19 protein-coding genes are annotated in these 19329 nt (G+C 68.0%); 11 read left to right on the top strand and 8 right to left on the bottom strand.

Going from position 1 to position 19329, the window contains the following annotated elements; genetic code table 11:
• Positions 1-71 precede the first annotated feature (71 nt).
• A complete protein-coding gene (locus tag BoBH3_RS07595) occupies positions 72-1052 on the bottom strand; it encodes a Bug family tripartite tricarboxylate transporter substrate binding protein (RefSeq protein ID WP_262330156.1) in 981 nt (326 codons plus the stop codon).
• A 122-nt stretch (positions 1053-1174) separates the two neighbouring features.
• Between BoBH3_RS07595 and mepA the strand changes: the two genes are divergently transcribed.
• Positions 1175-2116 (top strand): penicillin-insensitive murein endopeptidase, encoded by a 942-nt coding sequence (gene mepA, locus BoBH3_RS07590; RefSeq protein ID WP_262330155.1) that lies wholly within the window; start codon positions 1175-1177, stop codon positions 2114-2116.
• Positions 2117-2296: 180 nt separating this feature from the next.
• On the opposite strand, the gene BoBH3_RS07585 is transcribed toward mepA, so the two are convergent.
• Entirely contained in the window at positions 2297-3463 is a 1167-nt protein-coding gene (locus BoBH3_RS07585; RefSeq protein ID WP_262330154.1) for an extensin-like domain-containing protein, read from the bottom strand.
• A 588-nt stretch (positions 3464-4051) separates the two neighbouring features.
• The gene (locus tag BoBH3_RS07580) at positions 4052-4453 is read right to left on the bottom strand and encodes a hypothetical protein (protein WP_262330153.1); all 402 of its coding nucleotides are present in this window, start codon (positions 4451-4453) and stop codon (positions 4052-4054) included.
• A gap of 94 nt (positions 4454-4547) precedes the next feature.
• Between BoBH3_RS07580 and BoBH3_RS07575 the strand changes: the two genes are divergently transcribed.
• The 3 genes from BoBH3_RS07575 to BoBH3_RS07565 all read left to right on the top strand — a co-directional run bounded on the left by BoBH3_RS07575 (position 4548) and on the right by BoBH3_RS07565 (position 7163).
• Positions 4548-5573 carry a Tim44 domain-containing protein gene (locus BoBH3_RS07575; protein ID WP_262330152.1) on the top strand — a complete coding sequence of 342 codons (1026 nt, stop codon included), beginning with the start codon at positions 4548-4550 and terminating at the stop codon, positions 5571-5573.
• 163 nt (positions 5574-5736) lie between these two features.
• Positions 5737-6543 carry a 4-hydroxy-tetrahydrodipicolinate reductase gene (dapB, locus tag BoBH3_RS07570; protein WP_262330459.1) on the top strand — a complete coding sequence of 269 codons (807 nt, stop codon included), beginning with the start codon at positions 5737-5739 and terminating at the stop codon, positions 6541-6543.
• A complete protein-coding gene (locus BoBH3_RS07565; RefSeq protein WP_262330151.1) occupies positions 6540-7163 on the top strand; it encodes an alpha-ketoglutarate-dependent dioxygenase AlkB family protein in 624 nt (207 codons plus the stop codon). The genes dapB and BoBH3_RS07565 overlap by 4 nt, the downstream gene beginning before the upstream one ends.
• Positions 7164-7302: 139 nt before the next feature.
• On the opposite strand, the gene BoBH3_RS07560 is transcribed toward BoBH3_RS07565, so the two are convergent.
• The 3 genes from BoBH3_RS07560 to BoBH3_RS07550 form a co-directional block, all read right to left on the bottom strand.
• Positions 7303-7923: a trimeric intracellular cation channel family protein gene (locus BoBH3_RS07560; protein WP_262330150.1), complete on the bottom strand. Its 621-nt coding sequence runs from the start codon at positions 7921-7923 to the stop codon at positions 7303-7305.
• Between the two features lie 4 nt (positions 7924-7927).
• The gene (grpE, locus tag BoBH3_RS07555; protein WP_262330149.1) at positions 7928-8530 is read right to left on the bottom strand and encodes a nucleotide exchange factor GrpE; all 603 of its coding nucleotides are present in this window, start codon (positions 8528-8530) and stop codon (positions 7928-7930) included.
• Between the two features lie 108 nt (positions 8531-8638).
• Positions 8639-11407, bottom strand: coding sequence for a [protein-PII] uridylyltransferase (locus BoBH3_RS07550; protein ID WP_262330458.1), 2769 nt, complete (start codon positions 11405-11407; stop codon positions 8639-8641).
• Positions 11408-11713: 306 nt separating this feature from the next.
• On the opposite strand from BoBH3_RS07550, the gene BoBH3_RS07545 reads away from it, so the two are divergent.
• The 4 genes from BoBH3_RS07545 (at position 11714) to BoBH3_RS07530 (ending at position 14986) form a co-directional block, all read left to right on the top strand.
• Positions 11714-12676: an aliphatic sulfonate ABC transporter substrate-binding protein gene (locus BoBH3_RS07545; RefSeq protein ID WP_262330148.1), complete on the top strand. Its 963-nt coding sequence runs from the start codon at positions 11714-11716 to the stop codon at positions 12674-12676.
• Positions 12677-12694: 18 nt separating this feature from the next.
• Positions 12695-13525 carry an ABC transporter permease gene (locus BoBH3_RS07540; protein WP_262330147.1) on the top strand — a complete coding sequence of 277 codons (831 nt, stop codon included), beginning with the start codon at positions 12695-12697 and terminating at the stop codon, positions 13523-13525.
• 12 nt (positions 13526-13537) lie between these two features.
• On the top strand, positions 13538-14320 hold the full coding sequence (locus BoBH3_RS07535; protein WP_262330146.1) for an ABC transporter ATP-binding protein: 783 nt from the start codon (positions 13538-13540) through the stop codon (positions 14318-14320).
• A gap of 156 nt (positions 14321-14476) precedes the next feature.
• Positions 14477-14986 (top strand): OsmC family protein, encoded by a 510-nt coding sequence (locus BoBH3_RS07530; protein ID WP_262330145.1) that lies wholly within the window; start codon positions 14477-14479, stop codon positions 14984-14986.
• Here the strand turns inward: BoBH3_RS07530 and BoBH3_RS07525 are convergent, their stop codons facing one another.
• Positions 14987-16171 (bottom strand): DNA recombination protein RmuC, encoded by a 1185-nt coding sequence (locus BoBH3_RS07525; protein ID WP_262330144.1) that lies wholly within the window; start codon positions 16169-16171, stop codon positions 14987-14989.
• Between the two features lie 113 nt (positions 16172-16284).
• On the opposite strand from BoBH3_RS07525, the gene def reads away from it, so the two are divergent.
• The 3 genes from def to truA all read left to right on the top strand — a co-directional run bounded on the left by def (position 16285) and on the right by truA (position 18640).
• Positions 16285-16824 (top strand): peptide deformylase, encoded by a 540-nt coding sequence (gene def, locus BoBH3_RS07520; protein ID WP_262330143.1) that lies wholly within the window; start codon positions 16285-16287, stop codon positions 16822-16824.
• A 146-nt stretch (positions 16825-16970) separates the two neighbouring features.
• Entirely contained in the window at positions 16971-17900 is a 930-nt protein-coding gene (gene fmt / locus BoBH3_RS07515; protein ID WP_262330142.1) for a methionyl-tRNA formyltransferase, read from the top strand.
• Complete coding sequence (gene truA / locus BoBH3_RS07510) at positions 17900-18640, top strand: tRNA pseudouridine(38-40) synthase TruA (protein ID WP_262330141.1); 741 nt, start codon at positions 17900-17902, stop codon at positions 18638-18640. Before fmt ends, truA begins: the two co-directional genes overlap by 1 nt.
• A 68-nt stretch (positions 18641-18708) precedes the next feature.
• Here truA and BoBH3_RS07505 read toward each other — a convergent pair whose 3' ends face one another.
• On the bottom strand, positions 18709-19293 hold the full coding sequence (locus BoBH3_RS07505; RefSeq protein WP_262330140.1) for a hypothetical protein: 585 nt from the start codon (positions 19291-19293) through the stop codon (positions 18709-18711).
• Positions 19294-19329: the final 36 nt, after the last annotated feature.

Raw genomic sequence — 19329 nt, 5'->3', positions numbered from 1 at the left:
TCAGGGCCCTTGCGGGCTGTTCCGACGGGAAACTCCGGCTGGGAAGGGCTGGTTCCGTGCCTCGGGACGCGTCAGTCGGCCTTGATGCCGACTTCCTTGATCAGATCGCCCCATTTCTTCATCTCGGCCTGCAGGAACGTGCCGAGTTCTGCCGACGTCCAGCCGCCGGGCTCTGCCGCCAGAGCGTCCATCTTCGACCGGACCGCGGGGTCGGCGATGCCGGCCTTGGTGTCGGCCTGGATCTTGGCGATGATCGCGGGCGGGGTCTTCGCCGGGGCGAACAGCGCGAACCACGAGGATACGTCGAAGCCCGGGATGGTCTCCGCGATCGGCGCGAACTCCGGTGCGGTCGCCGCGCGCTTGGCGGTGGTCACGCCGAGCCCCCGGACGGTGCCGGCTTTGGCATGCGGCAGGGCCGAGGTGATGTTGTCGAACATCAGGTCCACGCGCCCACCGATCAGGTCCTGGATCGCCTGCGAAGAGCCGCGATAGGGCACATGCACCATCTTGGTGCCGGTGAGCTTCTGGAAGAGCTCGCCGGAAAGATGCAGCGAGGTCCCGACGCCGGATGAGGCGTAGGTCAGCTTGCCCGGATTGGCCTTGGCGTAGGCGACGAGTTCGGCGACGTCCTTCACCGGGAGCTGGTTGTTGACGACGAGCAGGTTGGGCACCAGCGCGACCATGGTGATCGGCGCCAGGTCCTTGGCCGCGTCGTAGTTGACCTTGGCGTAGAGATAGGGGTTCGTCGCTAGCCCGACCGAGGCGATCAGCAGTGTGTCGCCATTAGGCTCGGCCTTGGCGGCGGCCTCGATGCCGATGTTGCTGCCGGCGCCGGGCCGGTTCTCCACGACGATGCCCGTGCCCCAAGTCTGGGCGAGCTTGTCCGCGACGAGCCGGCCGAGCACGTCGGTGGCGCCGCCGGCCGTGAACGGCACGACGAGCTTCAGGGTTCGTCCCTGCGGCCAGGGCTGCTGGCTGAAGGCAGGAATGGGCGCGGCGAGCGCGGCGCCCGCGCCCGCTAGCAAGGCGCGCCGGTCGATCTGGACTGTCATCGAAATATCCTCCTACGGCGCAATTCCGGCGCCTGACTGAACGTAAGGCTGCAATCCTGCACGGGGCTTGTCCAGCAAGCACGGCTTGACCGCGGCCGGCCGGCACGATGATCCTCCCGCTCATGCGCACTATCTCGCGAATCGCGGCTATCGCAACCGCTCTGGCGGCTTTCGCCCCGGCCATCGGCATGGCCCAGTCGACGGCTGATCAGGAGGCGAAGAATCGCGCCGCCAACATCGCGGCCTTCCCGGACGCGGCGCGCGCGCTCTTCGGCCAGAAGACGACGCCGGCCAGCATGCAGGCGCGCGCCATCGGCTCCTATGCCCGTGGCTGCCTCGCGGGTGCCCGCGCCTTGCCGGTCGACGGGGCGAGCTGGCAGGTCATGCGGCTGAACCGCAATCGCAACTGGGGCCACCCCGTCCTCGTCGGCTATCTGGAGCAGCTCGCCGCCGAGGTACCGCGCATCACCGGCTGGCCGGGCCTGCTCGTCGGCGACATGTCGCAGCCGCGCGGCGGACCGATGCTGACGGGCCATGCCTCGCACCAGATCGGTCTCGACGCCGATGTCTGGCTGACGCCGATGCCCCGGGCCCGGCTCGACGGCGAGCAGCGCGAGAACATGCCGGCGGTCAACATGGCCCGCGCCGACTGGCGCGACGTCGATCCGCGCAACTGGACCCCGGCCCATACGCGCCTCATCAAGGCAGTCGCCGCCGAGCCGCGCGTCGAGCGCATCTTCGTCAATCCCGCGCTCAAGGTCGCGCTCTGCCGGGAGGCCGGCGCCGACAAGGGCTGGCTCGACAAGGTGCGGCCGATCTGGGGCCACAACTACCATTTCCACATTCGCATGGCCTGTCCCGCCGGGATGGCGAGCTGTCAGGGGCAGGAGCCGCCGAGTTTCGGCGATGGTTGCGGCGCCGAGCTGTCCGGCTGGGTCGAGCGCCAGCACGACGCGATCTTCAACCCGCCCAAACCGAAGCCGGGTCCGAAGCCGAAGCCCAAGCCGCCGATGTCGCTCGAGGCCTTGCCGCCGGAATGCCGGCAGGTGCTGGTTTCCAACTGAAGGGTCGTTCAGGGCAGGGCCTGGAGCCTGAGCCCCGGAGCCCATGAGCACGAGCTTTCCGTCATGGTCGGGCTTGTCCCGACCATCCACGTATTCCTTCATGCAGTGCGGTGTTCAAGACGTGGATGCTCGCCGCAAGGGCGAGCATGATGGCGTGACCCTGCATGAACGCGTGAGGCTCTACCGCCGCGGTGGTGCGCGGCCGGAGCTGTAGGCGAAGGGGTCCCGCCGTGGCGTGATCATCGGCTGGGCCTGATCGTAGCCATCCTCGTCGATGACGCCGGTTCCCCCTTCGTCGCCTACGATGACCCCTTCCTCGGTGGGCGAGACTGCGCCCGGCAGCGCAAGCGGCCCCCTGTTTTCGCTCGGGAGCGGCTCCGGCCGGTAGGGCTGGGTAGGGGCGGGCTGGCGCATGGCCGGATGCTCGAGATAGCGGCGCTGCGCCTCGAGGCCCTGGCCCGCGTTTTGGCTGTAGGCAGCGACGGGATAGCCGCCCTGCACCGCCCCCGGCGGGCGCAGGCCGTCACTCGGCTGGCGCAGCAGCGGCCCGCTTGCGACCACGGCGCCGGCCATGGGTGCCGCCATCGGGGCGCCATTGCGCTGCTGCGGCCCTGCTTTCGCCGTCGAATAGGTGCGCGCCGGGTCCGGCGGCGGCAGGTTGTAGTTCGGTGTGTACTTGATGATCGGCTTGCAGACCCGCCGGTCCTTGGAGTGCCGCGCCAGGTCGATATGGAAATGGTCGTAATGCATCGGGTCGGCGCCGGGGCCGAGCACCGTGCCGAAATAGTTGCAGGCGCCGACGAAGACTTCACGCAGGAAGTTCTGTTCTTCCGGAGAGCCGCGCCAGCCGTCCTTGACCGTGACGACGCGGCTGTCGTTCAGGCGGAAGGAAAACACGTCCACGGCATTGCCGAAGGCGTGTTCCGAAGTGCGCGAGGTCGCCGTGCCGTTGTTCATCGCGCGGCAGGAATAGGAGCCCGCCCGCATCTCGATGACCTGCGCGCCGAGGATGTTCATCGCCGCCGGCTGCACCACCTCGGCCAGCCACTGGTCCGTGGTCGCGACCACGGGGCAGGAGAGGGTGGCCGTGCTTGTCAGCCCGATGCCGCCATTGGAGAAGGCCGAGACCTTCAGCGGCTGCTGCATGCCGCAGACGCCTGGCCCGTCGATGGCCTTGCCGCGCAGGCTGACATAGCTCGAGAGCTGCACCTGGCGGGAGGCCATGCAGGCAGCCTCCGCCTGGTCGCGCCAGGCGGCCCGCTGCGGCTTCTGGAATTTGCCGCAGCCGGCAAGGCCCGCTGCGGCGAGGAGACCGAGGAGGATGAGGGCATGTTTTGCGCGTCGCATGACCAATCAAATGCGAAGCGCTTGGTGAACGCTTTCTCAACCGACTGCGCCCCGGCCGCCACAGCCGGATTAACTTTGGCAGGGTGGTGAACGAGTGCTTAAAACCGCGTCCGGCAGCGTTTACCGGATGCCCGCCTTCGCCGCAGCGCCTGCCCCGCCGCCTTCCCGAAGGTCAGGAAGGGCCAGGCCGGAAAAAATCGCGGCGACGCTGTGGCCAAGGGTTGGAAGAGCCGGTTCCACGGGAGCCTGGGGATAGAAAAATCGCGTTGGAACATCAGTGGTTTAATTGCATTTTAACGAAGAACTAGCCTGCGCCGCCGCCCCGCCACTGTGCTGCCCCCTTGCGGCCTCCGTCAGTTCTGTTAGCTTCTGCGACAGGTCAATGACAGGAGGAGGGTGTGATGGGTGTCACGCTACGTCTCGACCGGTTGGTCATGGGAGCGGCTTTCGTTTTCATGATGGCGATCGTTCTGGGAGCGTTCTGACAAGGTCAGTCTCGAAGTCGCTAGGACCTCAAGAGCCATGTAGAGCAGCGCCGCCGGGAAATTCCCGGCGGCGTTTTTGATTCAAGGCCCTCTGCGGCGCCTCTCAGCTCTCCGGGCAGGGCGTTTCGGTCACATGCCAGGACATCATGTTGACAACCCTTCCGCAGGTCGCGACCCGCTGGCCCTGGTTTGTGCGGATGCAGGATGTCGCGCCCTCGGCGATCTTGCGGCCGTTGTTCCAGCAGAAGCAGAGCGGCTCCGGCGCCTGCGCTAGCCGCGGCGGATCGAGCGGGATGGCGGGCTCGGCCGCGGCTTCGACGACGAACAAGAGCATGGCGAGCGCGAGCAGCCAGCTCAGCGTTCTGTCCCTGAATCGGTGAGGCCTGCGTCCGGATCCGGTCATGGCGCTCTCCCTCTCGCCCGCCGCCGGCAGGCGATGCGCCAGTTTACCACGCGGGGAGTATCTCGCCGAATGATTATGCATTGATTTGAAATAGTCAGGCATTTCAGATCGTTAGCCGGGTCCCTCCTTGCGTGCCGGGCGATCTCCCACCATATTCTCACGCATGAGGGTTCATTGGGGGACCCCGGGAGGAACAATGTCTCTGATTTCGCTCGCACGCCGTGGACGCGCCGTCGCCCTGGTCGTCGGTGCCTTGATGCTCGTGCCGCTCGTTGCCGAAGCCCGTCCGGGCGGGGGCAGGAGCTCCGGCAGCCGCGGCTCCTTCACCAATAGCGCTCCGCCCTCGACCGCTACGACGCCGGGCGGCGCACAGTCCTTCCAGCGCAGCGCCGGCCCGGCTTCGCCGGCCTCGCCGTCCGCCGCCAACCCGGGCATGGGTGCCGCAGCCGCTCAGGCTGCCCGGCCCTCGATGGCCCGCAACATGATGATGGGCATCGGCGCGGGCCTGCTCGGCGCGGGCCTGTTCGGCATGCTCTCGGGCTCGGGCTTCTTCGGCGGCCTCGCTTCGCTCGCCGGCATGCTCGGCTTCCTGCTGCAGATCGGCCTGATCGCGGGCATCATCTTCCTCGCCATCCGCTTCTTCCGCCGCCGTTCCGAGCCGCAGCTCGCCGGCGCTGGCGCGCCCTATGCCCGTCAGGGCCAGGACGGCCCGCAGGGCTATGCCCGTCAGGGACATGACGCGCCGCAGGCCGCGCCGCGCGCGAACCTCGGTGGTGGTTTCGGCATGGGCGCCGCTGCCCAGGCGAAGCCCGAGCCGATCGAGCTCTCGGGCGATGACTTCAACAGCTTCGAGCGCCTGCTCGGGGAGATCAACACGGCCTATTCCAACGAGGACGAGGCCGGCCTGCGCCAGCGCGTCACGCCGGAGATGTTCGGCTACTTCGACGAGGATCTGACGCAGAACGTGCGCCGCGGCCTTGTCGACCGTGTCACGGACGTGAAGCTGCTGCAGGGCGACCTTTCGGAAGCCTGGCGCGAAGGCGCTGCCGACTACGCCACGGTCGCGATGCGCTTCAGCCTGGTCAACGCGCTCTATGAGCGCAGCACCGGCAAGGTTGTCGAAGGCAACCCGAACGAGACCCAGGAGGTCAAGGAATACTGGACCTTCCTGCGCGAGCGCGGCGGCGCCTGGAAGCTTTCGGGCATCCAGCAGGCGTCCTGAGCTCCAACGCGACAAAGATAGAGAGACGGCCGGGGAAACCCGGCCGTTTTGCTTTGCGCGGGTTCCGGGTGTTGCGGCGGCGGAAAAGCGGCTTATAGCGATTACCGCCATGACGGATGTGTTTCCGTCTGGAAGCCACCGGAGCCCGCCTTCCATGAGTGACATGCGCCTCGTCGTCGTCGGTGCCGCCGGTCGCATGGGCCGGATGCTGATCCGCGCCATCGATCAGGCGCAGGGCTGCCGGCTCGTCGCGGCCGTCGAGCGTCCCGGCAATGCCGCCATCGGCAGCGATGCGGGCGTTCTGGCGGGCCTCCCCACTCTGGGCGTGGCGGTCACCAGCGATCCGGCTGCTGCCTTCGCAGCGGCCGACGGCGTGCTCGATTTCACGGCGCCGGATGCCACGGTCGCCTTCGCCGGTCTCGCGGCGGATGCCGGCATTCTGCATGTCGTCGGCACGACCGGCATGGAGCCCGCCCATCTGGCGAAGCTGGAGGAGGCTGCCCGGCGCACGCCGATCATCCGCTCCGGCAATATGAGCCTGGGCGTCAACCTGCTGGCGGCGTTGGTGCGCAAGGTCGCGGCCACGCTCGGCACGGATTGGGACATCGAGGTGGTCGAGATGCATCACCGCATGAAGGTCGATGCCCCTTCCGGCACGGCCGTGCTGCTGGGCGAGGCTGCTGCCGAAGGCCGTAACGTCGATCTGGCGAAGGCCCGTGTCGCCGGCCGCGACGGCATCACCGGCGCGCGCGAGGCGGGCACGATAGGTTTCGCCGCTTTGCGCGGCGGCACGGTGGTCGGCGATCACAAGGTGATTTTCGCCGGAGCCGGCGAGCGGCTTGAGCTCGCTCATGTCGCGGAGGATCGCAGCCTCTTCGCGCAGGGCGCGGTCAAGGCCGCGCTCTGGGGCAAGGGCCGGGCTCCCGGCCTCTACTCCATGGCCGACGTACTCGGCCTCGACGCGCTTTGACCCGCGTCGCCATCGCGCCGGGTGTCGTCCACTGGCCGGGTCGGCTCGCGCCGGCCGAGCAGGCGGCGTTGGTGGCGGAGCTGCGTGCCGTGGCGCGCAAGGCACCTTTCTTCCAGCCGCGCATGCCGAAGACCGGCAAGCCTTTCTCTGTCAGGATGACGAATTGCGGCCCGCTGGGCTGGGTCTCGGACGAGCGCGGCTATCGCTACCAGCCGGAGCACCCCGAGACGGGCGAGCCCTGGCCGATGATGCCGGCGCCGCTTCTAGCGCTGTGGGAGGAATTGTCGGGCTATCCGCACCCGCCCGAGGCCTGCCTGATCAATTTCTATGCGGCTGGCGCCAAGATGGGGCTGCATCAGGATCGTGACGAGCAGGATTTCGACGCGCCGGTGCTCTCGGTCTCGCTCGGCGACGCGGCGCTCTTCCGCATCGGCGGCACGACGCGCGGCGGCCCCACCTCCTCGTTCAAGCTTGCCTCGGGCGACGTGATGCTCTTCGGGGGCGAGGCCCGGCTGGCCTATCACGGCATCGACCGCATCCTCTCCGGCTCCTCGACGCTGCTCCCGGAGGGCGGGCGGATCAACTTGACGCTGCGGCGCGTGACGAAACCGGCGGGTTAGAGCATTTCGACTTGAAAGCAATGCTCACCGTCATTGCGAGGAGCGAAGCGACGAAGCAATCCAGGGGGCGTAGAGCTATGCCGCCCCTCGATGGCTTCGCTCCGCTCGCAAGGACGATCCAAGCCGATCGAAAGCGGGGCTAATCCTGCGATTTTCCGGGCAGGCTCGGGAAGGACCAGCCCAGCAGCAGCGAACCCGCCCTGAGGCCGAAGCCCGCAGCGAAGCCGCCGGCCATGACGATGGCATTGGCCAGCCCCAGCCCCGCCAGCAAGGCGGTGGTCACGGCGCCGGCGCTCGCGGCGGTGACGTAGAAATCGCGGCTCCACAGCACCATGGGCCGGTCGCCGGCCAGTATATCGCGCAGGATGCCGCCGAAGGTCGCGGTCATCGCGCCGAGCGCGACGGCCGGAATGACCGGCGCTCCCGCAGCGAGGCCCTTCAGCGTGCCGGTTACGGCGAAGAGCGAGAGGCCCGCCGCATCCGCCCAGAGCAGCAGCTTGCGCCCGCCCCAGCCTTCGAGGACACCGGGCTTCAGATAGGCAAGCGCCCAGGCGCCGAGCGCAACGAGGCTGCAGATCACGACGTCCGACGGCGCCTGCACCCAGAACACCGTGCGGTCCAGAAGCAGGTCGCGCAGCGTGCCCCCGCCCACGCCGGTGACGGTCGCGAGCAGGACGAAGCCGAAGGGATCCATGCCCTTGCGGGCGGCGACCAGCGCGCCGGTCAACGCGAAGATGGCGACGCCGGCGGCTTCGACCACGGCGTCAGTGGCTGGTTGTGCCGTTGCCGGCCTGGCCGTCCGATGCCTTGGGGGCACCTGCCGAGACACCGACGAGGGCCGGGCGCAGCACCCGCTCGCCGATCTTGTAGCCGACCTGCACGACCTTGGAGACGAGCCCCTTGCCGATCGTGGCGTCGGGCGCCTCGAACATCGCCTGGTGCAGGTTGGGGTCGAACTTCTCGCCCTGCGGGTCGATCTTGCGGACGCCGTGGCGCTCCAGGGTCTTGATGAGCTCGCGCTCGGTCAGCTCCACGCCTTCCTGGAACGGCTTGGCGGAGGGGTCGGCCTGGGCGGCATCGGGCAGGCTCTCCAGCGCCCGGCGCAGATTGTCGGCGGAGCCGAGCATGTCGCGCGCGAAGCTCGTCGTCGCATAGGCCTTCGCATCGGCGACCTCGCGCTCGGTGCGCCGGCGCAAATTCTCCATCTCGGCCAGCGTCCGCAGCAGCTTGTCCTTGAGGTCGTCGCGTTCGGCCTCGAGCCTGGCGATCTCGGCCTCGGGGCCCGTCGCGGCGGCCTGCTCGGTCGCCTCGGTGGCGTCGAGCTTCGGGTCTTCCGTGGCAGGGTTCTGCGTCATCGCGTCTTCCAATTCCTCATCTTCTGGCTGGCTCCGCCGCCCCCAAAGAGAGCCGTGCCGGACATGCGCCGGGGCATGAGCCGCGTTCGAGCCCGCATATCGGACTTATGATGCCTGAAATCAAGCGCGGGCCGGCACCTTGGCCTTGGGGGAGGGCGCCTTCTCGGTCTCCAGATGGAACACCTCGAGCAACGCCTTGCGGATCGCGAGATGGCGCGCCGTCGAGGTGATCTTCGCATGGGTCAGGTCGGTGACGTAGAACACGTCGACGGCCTTCTCGCCGAATGTCGCGATATGGGCCGAGGCGATGTTGAGGTTGAGTTTTCCGATCGCCGTGGTGAGGTCGTAAAGCAGGCCCGGCCGGTCGAGCCCGGAGACCTCCAGCACCGTGTGACGGGCCGAGAGCACGTTGTCGATGATGACTTCGGGCTCGACCTGGAAGGTCTGGCCGCGCGGCGGCGGCGCGCGCCGCTGGGCCACGAGATCGGCGATCTTGATCTCGCCCTTGAGCGCCCGCTCGATCGCGGCGGCGATGCGCTCCGCCCGGCGCAGCTCGTCGTCGTCCCGGTCGAAGGCGCGCGAGACCGAGATGGTGTCGAGAACGAGCCCGTCGCTCGTCGTGAAGATCTGCGCGTCGACGATGTTGCCGCCGGCCGCCGCACAGGCGCCGGTGACGATGGCGAGCAGGCGCGGATGGTCCGGCGCCAGCACGGTCAGCTCGGTCACGCCGCGGAACTGGTTGGTCTCGACCCGGGTGGCCGTGGTGCGGCCGGCCTGCTCCGCCTCCCGCAGGAAGCGCGCATGCTTCTCCTGTTCGGCCGCATCGACCTTGATCCAGTAGGCCGGGTAGTGGCGCGCGACATAGGCGTCGCGTTCTTCGGTGCTCCAGTCGGCGAGGCGCGCGCGCAGCCCGTCCTGCTTGGCCTGGATGCGAGCCTTGCGGCCGGCACCAGAATGCCCGCCGGTCAGCACCAGTTCGGTCTCGTAATAGAGGGTGCGCAGGAGTTGGCCCTTCCAGCCGTTCCACACGCCAGGCCCGACCGCCTTGATGTCCGCGACGGTGAGCACGACCAGGAGCTTCAGCCGCTCCAGCGTCTGCACCGTGGCGGCGAAACTCTCGATCGTCTTGGGGTCGCCAAGGTCGCGGCTTTGCGCCACGGTCGACATGTCGAGATGGTGCTCGACCAGCCAGGCCACGGTCTCGGTCTGCGCGCTGTTGAGCCCGAAGCGCGGGCCGAGCTTGCGGGCGATCCGCGCGCCGGCGATGGAATGATCCTCCGGCCGGCCCTTGGCGATGTCGTGCAGGAACAGCGCAACATACAGCGCCCGCCGGTGCGAGATCGACGGCATGATCTCGTTGGCGAGCGGATGCTCGGCTTCCAGCGCCCCGGCGTCGATCTCGGCCAGCACGCCGATGGCGCGGATCAGATGCTCGTCCACCGTGTAGTGGTGATACATGTTGAACTGCATCATCGAGACGACCCGGCCGAAATCCGGGATGAAGCGGCCGAGCAGCCCGGATTCGTTCATCCGCCTCAGCACCACCTCGGGCGAGCGCCGGGCGGTGAGGATCTCGATGAAGATGCGGTTGGCTTCCGGATTGGTGCGCAGAGCCGCGCTCACCAGCTTGAGCGACTTGGTCACCAGCCGGCTGGCGTCGGGATGGATGGCGAGGTCGTCCCGGCTGGCGATCTCGTAGAGCCGCAGCAGGTTGACCGGGTCGCGCTTGAGCGCCTTGTCGTCGACGACGTCGAGGCGCTGGCTCGACAGCTTGAAATCGGGATGTCCGAGCGCACGCTCCCGCCGGCGCTTGGCGAAGGAGCCGAGCAGGCGGGAGAACGAGGCGCGCGGCTTCTGCTGGCGCGCCTCCAGCGCCGCGCAGACGATGGCGGTCAGGTCGCCGACATCCTTGGCGACGCGGAAATAGCCCTTCATGAAGCGCTCGACCGGCGCCTGGCCGCTTCGCCCGGCATAGCCGATGGCTGTCGAGACCTGCCGCTGGAGGTCGAAGGAGAGACGCTCCTCGGCGCGGCCGGTGATGAAATGCATCCAGCAGCGCACGCGCCAGAGGAATTCCTCCGAGCGCTGGAACATCTGGAGTTCCTGCCGGTCGAACAGCCCGGCCGCGACCAGCTCGCGCACGTCATGCACGCGGTAGGCGTATTTCGCGATCCAGAACAGCGTGTTGAGGTCGCGCAGGCCTCCCTTGCCGTCCTTGACGTTGGGCTCGACGAGATAGCGCGAGGCGCCGGCGCGCTGCACGCGCGTCTCCCGCTCGGCGAGCTTCGCCTCGGTGAAGGCGGTCGCCGTGCCCTGCACCACCTCGGCGTCGAAGCGCTGCACCATCTCATCAAACAGGGCATTGTCACCAGCCAGGAAGCGCGCCTCCAGCAGGGCGGTGCGGATCGTCATGTCGCCGCGCGCCTCGCGCACGCAATCCTCGACCGAGCGCACCGAATGCCCGGTCTTCAGCTTCAGGTCCCAGAGCGGATAGAGCATGGCCTCGACCACGCTCTCGCCCCAGGCCGTCTGCTTGTGTGGAAACAGGAAGAGCAGGTCGACATCGGACCCCGGCGCCAGCGTGCCCCGGCCATAGCCGCCGACAGCGACGACCGCGATCCGCTCCGACTGCGAGGGGTTGTCGACGGGGTAGAAATAGGAGGTTGCAGCCTTGTGCAGGCCGATCACCACCGCGTCCATCACGGCCGAGAGCCGCTGCGCGCAGGCGATGCCGCTGCGCGGGGTGGCGAGGATGGCGCGGGCCGAGGCCTTGCCGTCATCGAGCAGCTGCCTGAGGCCCGCGACCAGTGCCTGGCGCGTTTCGGCCTGGCTGGAGTGTCGCGCCCCGTCGAACAGCTGCGCGATCGTCCGCTCCGGGGTCTGCAGCATGTCGGCGAGCGGAAGCGTGGGCTTTGCGGGGGAGGCTGTCACTTTTGGGCTCGATTCCGACGTCAGCGCTTTTTCTAGCACGGCAGGGAGAGGCGGCAGAGTGCAAATTAACACATGTATAAAACGTGAAATAACGATAATAACGGGAACGGATGTATTGTTTGACATACAGAACGATTGAACCTAAAAGACGGATACGCGCCGATTTGAGCCACCAGCTTGCGGGCGCGAAACAAGTGCAGCTAAAGCGTGGGGAAGAGCGGCAGACGCTCCGATCCCTCGCATCACCAGAGAGGGATCACCAGGATGACCAGCATCACCCGCCGTCTCGCGCTCGCCGCGATTGCCGCCGCGAGCTTCGCCGCCCCGGTCTTCGCGCAGGCGCCGAAGGAAATCCGCATCGACTACGCCACCTATAACCCCGTCGGCCTCGTGCTGAAGGAGCGCGGCATCCTCGAGAAGGCGCTGGAGGCGGACGGCATCAAGGTGCGCTGGGTCCTCTCGGCCGGCTCGAACAAGGCGCTCGAATTCCTCAACGCCGGCTCGATCGATTTCGGCTCGACCGCTGGCGCTGCCGCCCTGATCGGCAAGATCAACGGCAACCCGATCAAGTCGATCTATGTCTATTCGCGGCCGGAATGGACGGCGCTCGTCACCGGCGCCAAGAGCGAGATCACCAAGGTCTCGGAGCTTAAGGGCAAGCGCGTCGCCGTCACCCGCGGCACCGACCCGCACATCTTCCTCGTCCGTGCGCTCGCCGATGCGAAGCTGACCGAGAAGGACGTCAAGCTCGTCCTGCTCCAGCACGCCGATGGCCGCCTCGCGCTGGAGCGCGGCGATGTCGATGCCTGGGCCGGGCTCGATCCGCTGATGGCCGCTGCCGAGGTCGAGAGCGGCGCCAAGCTGTTCTACCGCAAGCCCGAGGACAACACCTGGGGCGTCCTCAACGTTCGCGAGGCCTTCGCCAACGAGAATCCGGCGCTGGTGAAGAAGGTCCTCGCTGCTTACGAGGAAGCGCGCGCCTATGCCCGCGCCAATCCCGCCGAGCTCAAGAAGATCCTGGTCGAATACACCAAGCTCTCCGAGCCCGTGATCGAGCGCCAGCTCACCCGCACGGAGCTGACCCATTCGGCGATCGGCCAGGCGCAGGTCGACACCATCACCGCCGCCGGCCTCGCGCTGCAGGAGGCGGGCGTGCTGCCGGCCACGGCCGATGTGAAGGCCGCTGTCGACAGCCTGGTCGACCGGCGCTTCGCAGCCACCAACTGACGGTGTAGCGTCGGGGCGATGAGCGTTCTGGACGTCGAAGCCGCGGCTGAACAACTGGAAGCGCGGCCTGCCTCAGGGCGCCCGCGCTACGGCCTCGCCATTGCCGGCTTCGTGCTGCCGGTCCTGCTGGCCATCCTCTGGGAATGGCTGGTCGCGGCCGGCATCGCCAACGGAAGGCTGATGCCGCCGCCGAGCGTCGTCGGCCGGACGCTCGGGGAGCTGGCTGCTTCGGGCGAACTCCTGACCCATGTCGGGGCGACGCTCTGGCGGGTCGCGGCGGGCTTCGGTCTCGGCGCGCTGGCGGGCACGGTGTTCGGCGCGGTGACGGGGGCTCTGCCCGTCGCCCGCACCCTGCTCGACCCGACCTTGCAGGCGCTGAGGGCGATCCCCTCAATCGCCTGGGTCCCGCTCTTCATCCTCTGGCTCGGCATCTTCGAGGCGTCGAAGGTGGCTCTGATCGCGGTGGGGGTCTTCTTCCCGGTCTATCTTGGTGTCGCTGCGGCGATCCAGGGCATCGACCGCAAGATTGTCGAGGTCGGCCGGGTCTTCCGGCTCTCCCGGCTAGCCATGGTGCGCCGCGTGCTGCTGCCGGCGATCCTGCCCTCCTGGATCACCTCGCTTCGCGCGGGGCTGGGCCTCGGCTTCATGTTCGTCGTCGCAGCCGAGATCATGGGGGCGAGCGAGGGGCTGGGCTATCTGCTCGTGGACGGCCAGCAACTCGGCCGCCCCGACACCATCATCGCGGCCATCATCAGCTTCGCCGTGCTCGGCAAGCTGGCGGACGGGCTGCTCGTCGCCATCACGCGGCCCTTCCTCGCCTGGCAGGATACGGCGCGCGACAAGCTTTGAAGGCTCAAACCTGTGCTGAGCTTCGACCAGCTCTCGAAAACCTATGCGGACGGCACCCGCGCGCTCTCCGCCATCACGCTGGATGTGAGGCAGGGAGAGATCGTCGCCCTGCTCGGCGGCTCCGGCTGCGGCAAGACCACGCTGCTGCGCCTCGTCGCCGGGCTCGACAGGCCGAGCGCCGGCGCGATCCGCCTCGATGGCGAGGTGATCGCCGAGCCGCGCGCCGATGTCGGCGTCATCTTCCAGGAGCCGCGGCTCTTCCCCTGGCTCAGCGTCGCCGAGAATGCCGGCTTCGGCCTCTCGCATCTTTCCGCTTTCGAGCGGGAAGGGCTGGTGACCAACGCGCTCGTGCGCGTCGGCCTCGGCGGCTACGAGAAGCGCTGGCCGCGCGAGCTCTCCGGCGGCCAGCAGCAGCGCGTCGCCATCGCGCGCGCCCTCGTCACCCGGCCGAAGCTCCTGCTCATGGACGAGCCCTTCTCGGCGCTGGACGCCACCACCCGCGCCAGCCTCCACGGCCATCTGCTGGCGCTCTGGCAGGAGAGCCGCCCGACCGTCGTCATGGTCACCCACGATGTCGAAGAGGCCGTGACGCTCGCCGACCGCATCGTCGTGATGCAGCCGAAACCCGGCCGCATCTTCGACGAGCTCGACAACCCGCTCGCCCGCCCGCGGGACCGGCTCTCGCCGGCCTTCGAGGCCGGCAAGCGCGAGGCGCTGCGCGCGCTCGACCGTTCGTTGCGCGACGAGAGCCCGCAGCAGGAGAGGACAGCGGAAACCGCCGGCATGTGGTGGTGATCGCCTGAAGGAACACGCAGTCCGGCAAGAGGTACGTCGAGGCGCTCTCGCCGTTGCCGGGCAGACGCTTCCTCTGCCCCGCCGGCTCGTTTAGGAAGTCACGAACGGTCCGGCCTGTCGAGCCGGCGCCATCATCATCGCAGGGTGGAAAACATCATGGACGTCACGGCTCTCCGCGCTCTGCAGGCGCCGCTCAAGGATGAATACCGCACCAATCCCGACGCGGCGGTCATCACGCTCAAGGCCCATGGCGAGCTCGACGACCAGCACATCGCCTGCAAGGTCGAGACTGGCCGGGCCATCGCGCTCGCCGGCCTTCACCCGGCGACCGGCGGCTCGGGCGCCGAGCTGTGTTCCGGCGATATGCTGCTGGAGGCGCTGGTCGCCTGCGCCGGCGTCACGCTGAAGGCGGTCGCGACTGCGCTGGAGATTGATCTGAAGAAAGGCATCGTCCGCGCCGAGGGCGATCTCGATTTCCGCGGCACGCTCGGCGTCGTCAAGGACGCTCCGGTCGGCTTCAAGGCGATCCGCCTGTCCTTCGACGTCGAGACCGACGCCCCGCAGGAGAAGCTCGACTCGCTGCTGAAGCTCACCGAGCGCTACTGTGTCGTCTTCCAGACGCTGAATGTGAAGCCGGAGCTCTCCGCGGCGCTCAACCGCGGCTGATCATTCCGCCGCGGCCTTCAGCTGCAGCCCGGCTGTAAACGGCAGCTTCGGCTCGCTCTTCTCGTCCTCGAAATCGAGCGCGCCGATCTTCTCGGCGCGGCTCGTGACCTTTCCGGCCGAGGTCTTGATCTGGCCGACATCCTCCTGCGCCTGGCGGAAATGGTTGTCGAGCTTGTCGACGCGCTCGCCCAGCCGGCGCACGTCGTCGAGCAGCTTGCCGACTTCGGTCTGGATGACCTGCGCCTCCTCGCGCATCCGCGCATCGCGCACCAGCGACTGCATGAGCTGGATCGCCAGCGCCAGCAGCGAGGGCGAGACGATCATCACGCGGGCTCGGTGCGCCCGCTGCACCACATCGTCGAAATACTCGTGCAGATCGGCGTAGATCGCCTCGGACGGCACGAAGAGCAGCGCGATGTCCTGCGTCTCACCCGGCAGGAAATAGCGCTCGGAGATGTCCTTCACATGCACGCCGACATCGCTGCGCACGCGCTGTCCGGCCGCCTTCTTCGCATCTTCGCCGCGCGCCTCGCGCAGCAGGGTGAAGCTCTCCAGCGGGAACTTGGCGTCGATCACGAGCCCGCGCCCGTCGCCAGGCAGTGTGACGAGGCAGTCCGGCCGCCGGCCGTTCGAGAGCTGCGGCTGGAAGGAGAAGAAGGCTGCGGGCAGCCCGTCGCGGATGATCGCCTCCATCCGGCCCTGCCCATAGGCCCCGCGCGCCTGCTTGTTGGAGAGCACGTCCTTCAGCGTCACCACCTCGGAGGTGAGGTCGGTCAGGTTCTTCTGCGCGCTGTCGATGACCGCCAGCCGCTCCTGCAGCTTGCCCAGGCTCTCGGTGGTCTGCTGGACGTTGCGCTCCAGCCCCTGGCCGACCTTGTGGCTCAAGCCGTCCATCCGTTCGGCGACGAGCCGGGCGAGGTCGCCCTGCCGTGTCGAGAGGATCTCGGCCATGGACTGCATGCGCCCGGCGAGCTCCGCCTGCTGGCGGTTCATCTCCGCGACCTTGTCGTCCATCTCGCGGGCGCGCTCGGCGGCCATGGCGGCCTCGACCGCCCGGTTCTTGCCGCCGCGCCAGGCCGCGATCACGGCCAGCACCAGCAGCCCGAGGCTCAAGCCCGCGAAGCCTAGCGCGGCTTCGGACCAGGTTACGGGCCGTTCGAGCAGGGTGAAGGCGATCTGGTTCATCCCGCCAGCCTAGCCGATTCGGATCGGGATGGCGAACGAAAGCGGAACAGTTTGACCGTTTGCCCACAAATGCTTATGTGCCGGGCAACAAGCTCCCTTCCCCTCGGAATTCCATGGCCATTCGCCCCCTCGTCATCCTGCCCGATGCCCAGCTTCGCCTCGTCTCGAAGCCGGTCGACGCCGTCACGCCCGAGATCAGGACGCTGGTCGCGGACATGTTCGAGACCATGTACGACGCGCCGGGCATCGGCCTGGCGGCGATCCAGATCGGCGTGCCGCTGCGCGTGGTGACGATCGACCTGTCGAAGCCCGAGGCGAAGGAGGGCGAGGAGCCGGAGCCGAAGAAGCCGCAGGTCTTCATCAATCCGCAGGTCACCTGGTCCTCGGAGGAGCACAGCGCCTATGAGGAGGGCTGCCTCTCGATCCCCGAATACTATGAGGAGGTCGAGCGCCCGGAGCGGGTCAAGGTCAGCTACATGGACCTCGACGGCAAGGTGCAGGAGATCGAGGCGGACGGGCTGCTCGCCACCTGCCTGCAGCACGAGATCGACCATCTCGACGGCGTGCTCTTCATCGACCATCTCTCGCGGCTGAAGCGGGAGCGCGTGACCAAGAAATTCGCCAAGGCGGCCAAGCGCGAGCGGGCGGCTTAGGTTCTATCGCGGCGATTGTCGTCCCGGATGGGGAGAGGCCCCGATCCGGCCACTGTGCCTGAGCGCCTGCCGAAAGGTTCAGGCATGGATCCTGGTCCAGTCTCTGGCTGCCGGGGTGCTGTCCGTTACGGAGTCATATTCAGCGTATGAGTTTGCGCGTCATCTTCATGGGCACGCCGGATTTCGCCGTGCCGGTGCTGACCGAGATCGTCGGACAGGGACACGAGGTCGTCGCCTGCTACACCCGCGCTCCGGCGCAGGCGGGCAGGGGGCTGGAACTCAAGCCCTCGCCGGTCCACAGGGCGGCCGAGCGTTTCGGTATCCCGGTCTTCACACCTTCGACGCTGAAGACGCCGGAGCAGGCCGAGATCATCGCCTCGCATCAGGCCGATGTCGCGGTCGTCGTCGCCTACGGCATGATCCTGCCTCAGGCGATTCTCGATCTGCCGGAGCTCGGCTGCCTGAACCTTCATGCCTCGCTGCTGCCGCGCTGGCGCGGCGCGGCGCCGATCCAGCGCGCGATCATGGCGGGCGATGCCGAGAGCGGCGTCTGCGTCATGAAGATGGAGGCCGGGCTCGATACCGGCCCGGTCGGCATGGTCGAGACGCTCGCCATCGGGCCGGACATGACGGCGGGCGAGCTGCATGATGGGCTGAGCCGTCTCGGCGCCGACTTGATGGTGCGCGCGCTCGCCGCGCTCGGCCGTGGCGGTCTGCAGTTCACGCCACAGCTGGAAGAGGGCGTCACTTACGCCGCCAAGATCGCCAATGCCGAGGCGAAGCTGAGCTGGGAGCTGCCGGCCCAACAGGTGCATGATCTCGTGCGCGGCCTCTCGCCCTTCCCGGGTGCCTTCGCCGAAATCGACCTCGGCAAGGGACCGGAGCGTTTGAAGGTGCTGCGCACGGCGCGCGCCGGTGGTGCGGCCGAGCCGGGCACGCTGCTCGACGATGAGGGCACGGTCGCCTGCGCGGTCGGCGCAGTGAAGCTGCTGCAGGTCCAGCGCGCGGGCAAGGCGCCGATGAGCGGGGCGGAGTTCCTGCGCGGAGCACGCCTTGGGGCCGGCGGGCGGCTCTGATGCCGCGCTACAAGCTCGTCATCGAATATGACGGCACGCCCTTCTCAGGCTGGCAGCGTCAGGCGACCGATCCCTCGGTGCAGCAGAGCGTCGAGGAAGCGGTCGAGGCCTTCTGCGGCCATCCCGTCCGGCTGCATTGTGCCGGCCGCACAGATGCCGGCGTCCACGCCACTCATCAGGTCGCGCATGTCGATATCGAGAAGGAATGGCGCACCGATGTCGTGCGCGACGCCACCAATGCACGGTTGAAGGCACGCTTCCCGGTCAGCGTGTTGAGCGCAGAGATCGTTCCGGCCGATTTCGACGCCCGCATCTCAGCGACGCGTCGCTACTACATCTATCGCATCCTCGACCGCCGCGCCCCGCCGGCGCTCGACCGCGGCCGGGTCTGGCATGTCCCGGTGAAGCTCGATCACGAAGCGATGGACCGTTCCGCCAAGGCGCTGCTGGGCAAGCACGACTTCACCACCTTCCGCGCCGCCGAATGCCAGGCCAACAGCCCGATCCGCACGCTCGACCGGCTCGATGTCCGGCGCGAGGGGGCGGAGATCGTGGTCTACGCCCATGCCCGCTCCTTCCTGCACCATCAGATCCGCTCGATCGTCGGCAGCCTGAAGATGGTCGGCGCCGGCCGCTGGCCGGAGCAGCAGATGGGCAAGGTGCTGGCGGCGCGCGATCGCTCGCAATGCGCGGCGCTGGCGCCCTCTTGCGGGCTCTATCTGGCGGGTGTGGATTACTGAAGGTCCATCGGAAGGTCTGAGCCCTGATCCGGAGGAGCCGCGAAGCGGCGTCTCGAAGGAGGCCAGGCTTAGAACAGGCCGAACAGCCGGATCACGCCATAGTCGAGCACGACGCTGGCGATCACCAGCGGCAGCGCGATGCCCCTCGCTTCTGGCCCGAAGGCGGCGCGCGCCACGCAGTAGCGCAGCCGGAGCACGATCGCCGCGAAAAAGGCGGCTTGCATTACGGCAAGCTCCGGCGGTGACCAGCCGATCGCATGGACGGCGGCGGGCACGGCCATAAGGCTGGCTGAGACGATGCCGGCCCAGTTCCAGGCAATCACGAAGCTGGTGAAGTGTGGCGCGTGGCCGAGCTCCGGCCTCAGCGCGATCAGCAGCGCCGGCACTGCGAGTATGGCGAGGCAGAGCGCCCCGATGACGGCGAGAACCAGAGCGGGCGCGGTGAACAGGCCCGCGCTGTTCGGCAGGCCGGCGGTCAGGCGCACGGCGGCGAGGATGGCGATCGTCGCCGGCAGCATCAGCGCGAAGGCGAGGAAGGAGCGCCAGAACCCGTCGCGGCTAAGGTCGAACTCCTGCATAGCCTCGGCACCCCGGGTCATCAGGTGCCACGAACCGCGCAACGAGCGCGCGACGTCATCGGTCGCCAGCCTCATCACCCCATACTCCGTGTTCTTAGACTTTCGTCTAAC

Origin of the sequence: Allobosea sp. BH3 (assembly GCF_025499465.1) — a bacterium.
Taxonomy (GTDB): domain Bacteria; phylum Pseudomonadota; class Alphaproteobacteria; order Rhizobiales; family Beijerinckiaceae; genus Allobosea.
The sequence above is the reverse complement of the archived record's forward strand: the minus strand, read 5'-3'. Positions and strand labels throughout refer to the sequence as shown.

What these genes read in the sequence shown, in the direction of transcription:
- BoBH3_RS07595 (WP_262330156.1), bottom strand. Translation starts at nt 1,052, where the DNA reads ATGACAGTCCAGATCGACCGGCGCGCCTTGCTAGCGGGCGCGGGCGCC.
- mepA (WP_262330155.1), top strand. Translation starts at nt 1,175, where the DNA reads ATGCGCACTATCTCGCGAATCGCGGCTATCGCAACCGCTCTGGCGGCT.
- BoBH3_RS07585 (WP_262330154.1), bottom strand. Translation starts at nt 3,463, where the DNA reads ATGCGACGCGCAAAACATGCCCTCATCCTCCTCGGTCTCCTCGCCGCA.
- BoBH3_RS07580 (WP_262330153.1), bottom strand. Translation starts at nt 4,453, where the DNA reads ATGCCTGACTATTTCAAATCAATGCATAATCATTCGGCGAGATACTCC.
- BoBH3_RS07575 (WP_262330152.1), top strand. Translation starts at nt 4,548, where the DNA reads ATGTCTCTGATTTCGCTCGCACGCCGTGGACGCGCCGTCGCCCTGGTC.
- dapB (WP_262330459.1), top strand. Translation starts at nt 5,737, where the DNA reads ATGCGCCTCGTCGTCGTCGGTGCCGCCGGTCGCATGGGCCGGATGCTG.
- BoBH3_RS07550 (WP_262330458.1), bottom strand. Translation starts at nt 11,407, where the DNA reads ATGCTGCAGACCCCGGAGCGGACGATCGCGCAGCTGTTCGACGGGGCG.
- BoBH3_RS07545 (WP_262330148.1), top strand. Translation starts at nt 11,714, where the DNA reads ATGACCAGCATCACCCGCCGTCTCGCGCTCGCCGCGATTGCCGCCGCG.
- BoBH3_RS07540 (WP_262330147.1), top strand. Translation starts at nt 12,695, where the DNA reads ATGAGCGTTCTGGACGTCGAAGCCGCGGCTGAACAACTGGAAGCGCGG.
- BoBH3_RS07530 (WP_262330145.1), top strand. Translation starts at nt 14,477, where the DNA reads ATGGACGTCACGGCTCTCCGCGCTCTGCAGGCGCCGCTCAAGGATGAA.
- BoBH3_RS07525 (WP_262330144.1), bottom strand. Translation starts at nt 16,171, where the DNA reads ATGAACCAGATCGCCTTCACCCTGCTCGAACGGCCCGTAACCTGGTCC.
- def (WP_262330143.1), top strand. Translation starts at nt 16,285, where the DNA reads ATGGCCATTCGCCCCCTCGTCATCCTGCCCGATGCCCAGCTTCGCCTC.
- fmt (WP_262330142.1), top strand. Translation starts at nt 16,971, where the DNA reads ATGAGTTTGCGCGTCATCTTCATGGGCACGCCGGATTTCGCCGTGCCG.
- truA (WP_262330141.1), top strand. Translation starts at nt 17,900, where the DNA reads ATGCCGCGCTACAAGCTCGTCATCGAATATGACGGCACGCCCTTCTCA.
- BoBH3_RS07505 (WP_262330140.1), bottom strand. Translation starts at nt 19,293, where the DNA reads ATGAGGCTGGCGACCGATGACGTCGCGCGCTCGTTGCGCGGTTCGTGG.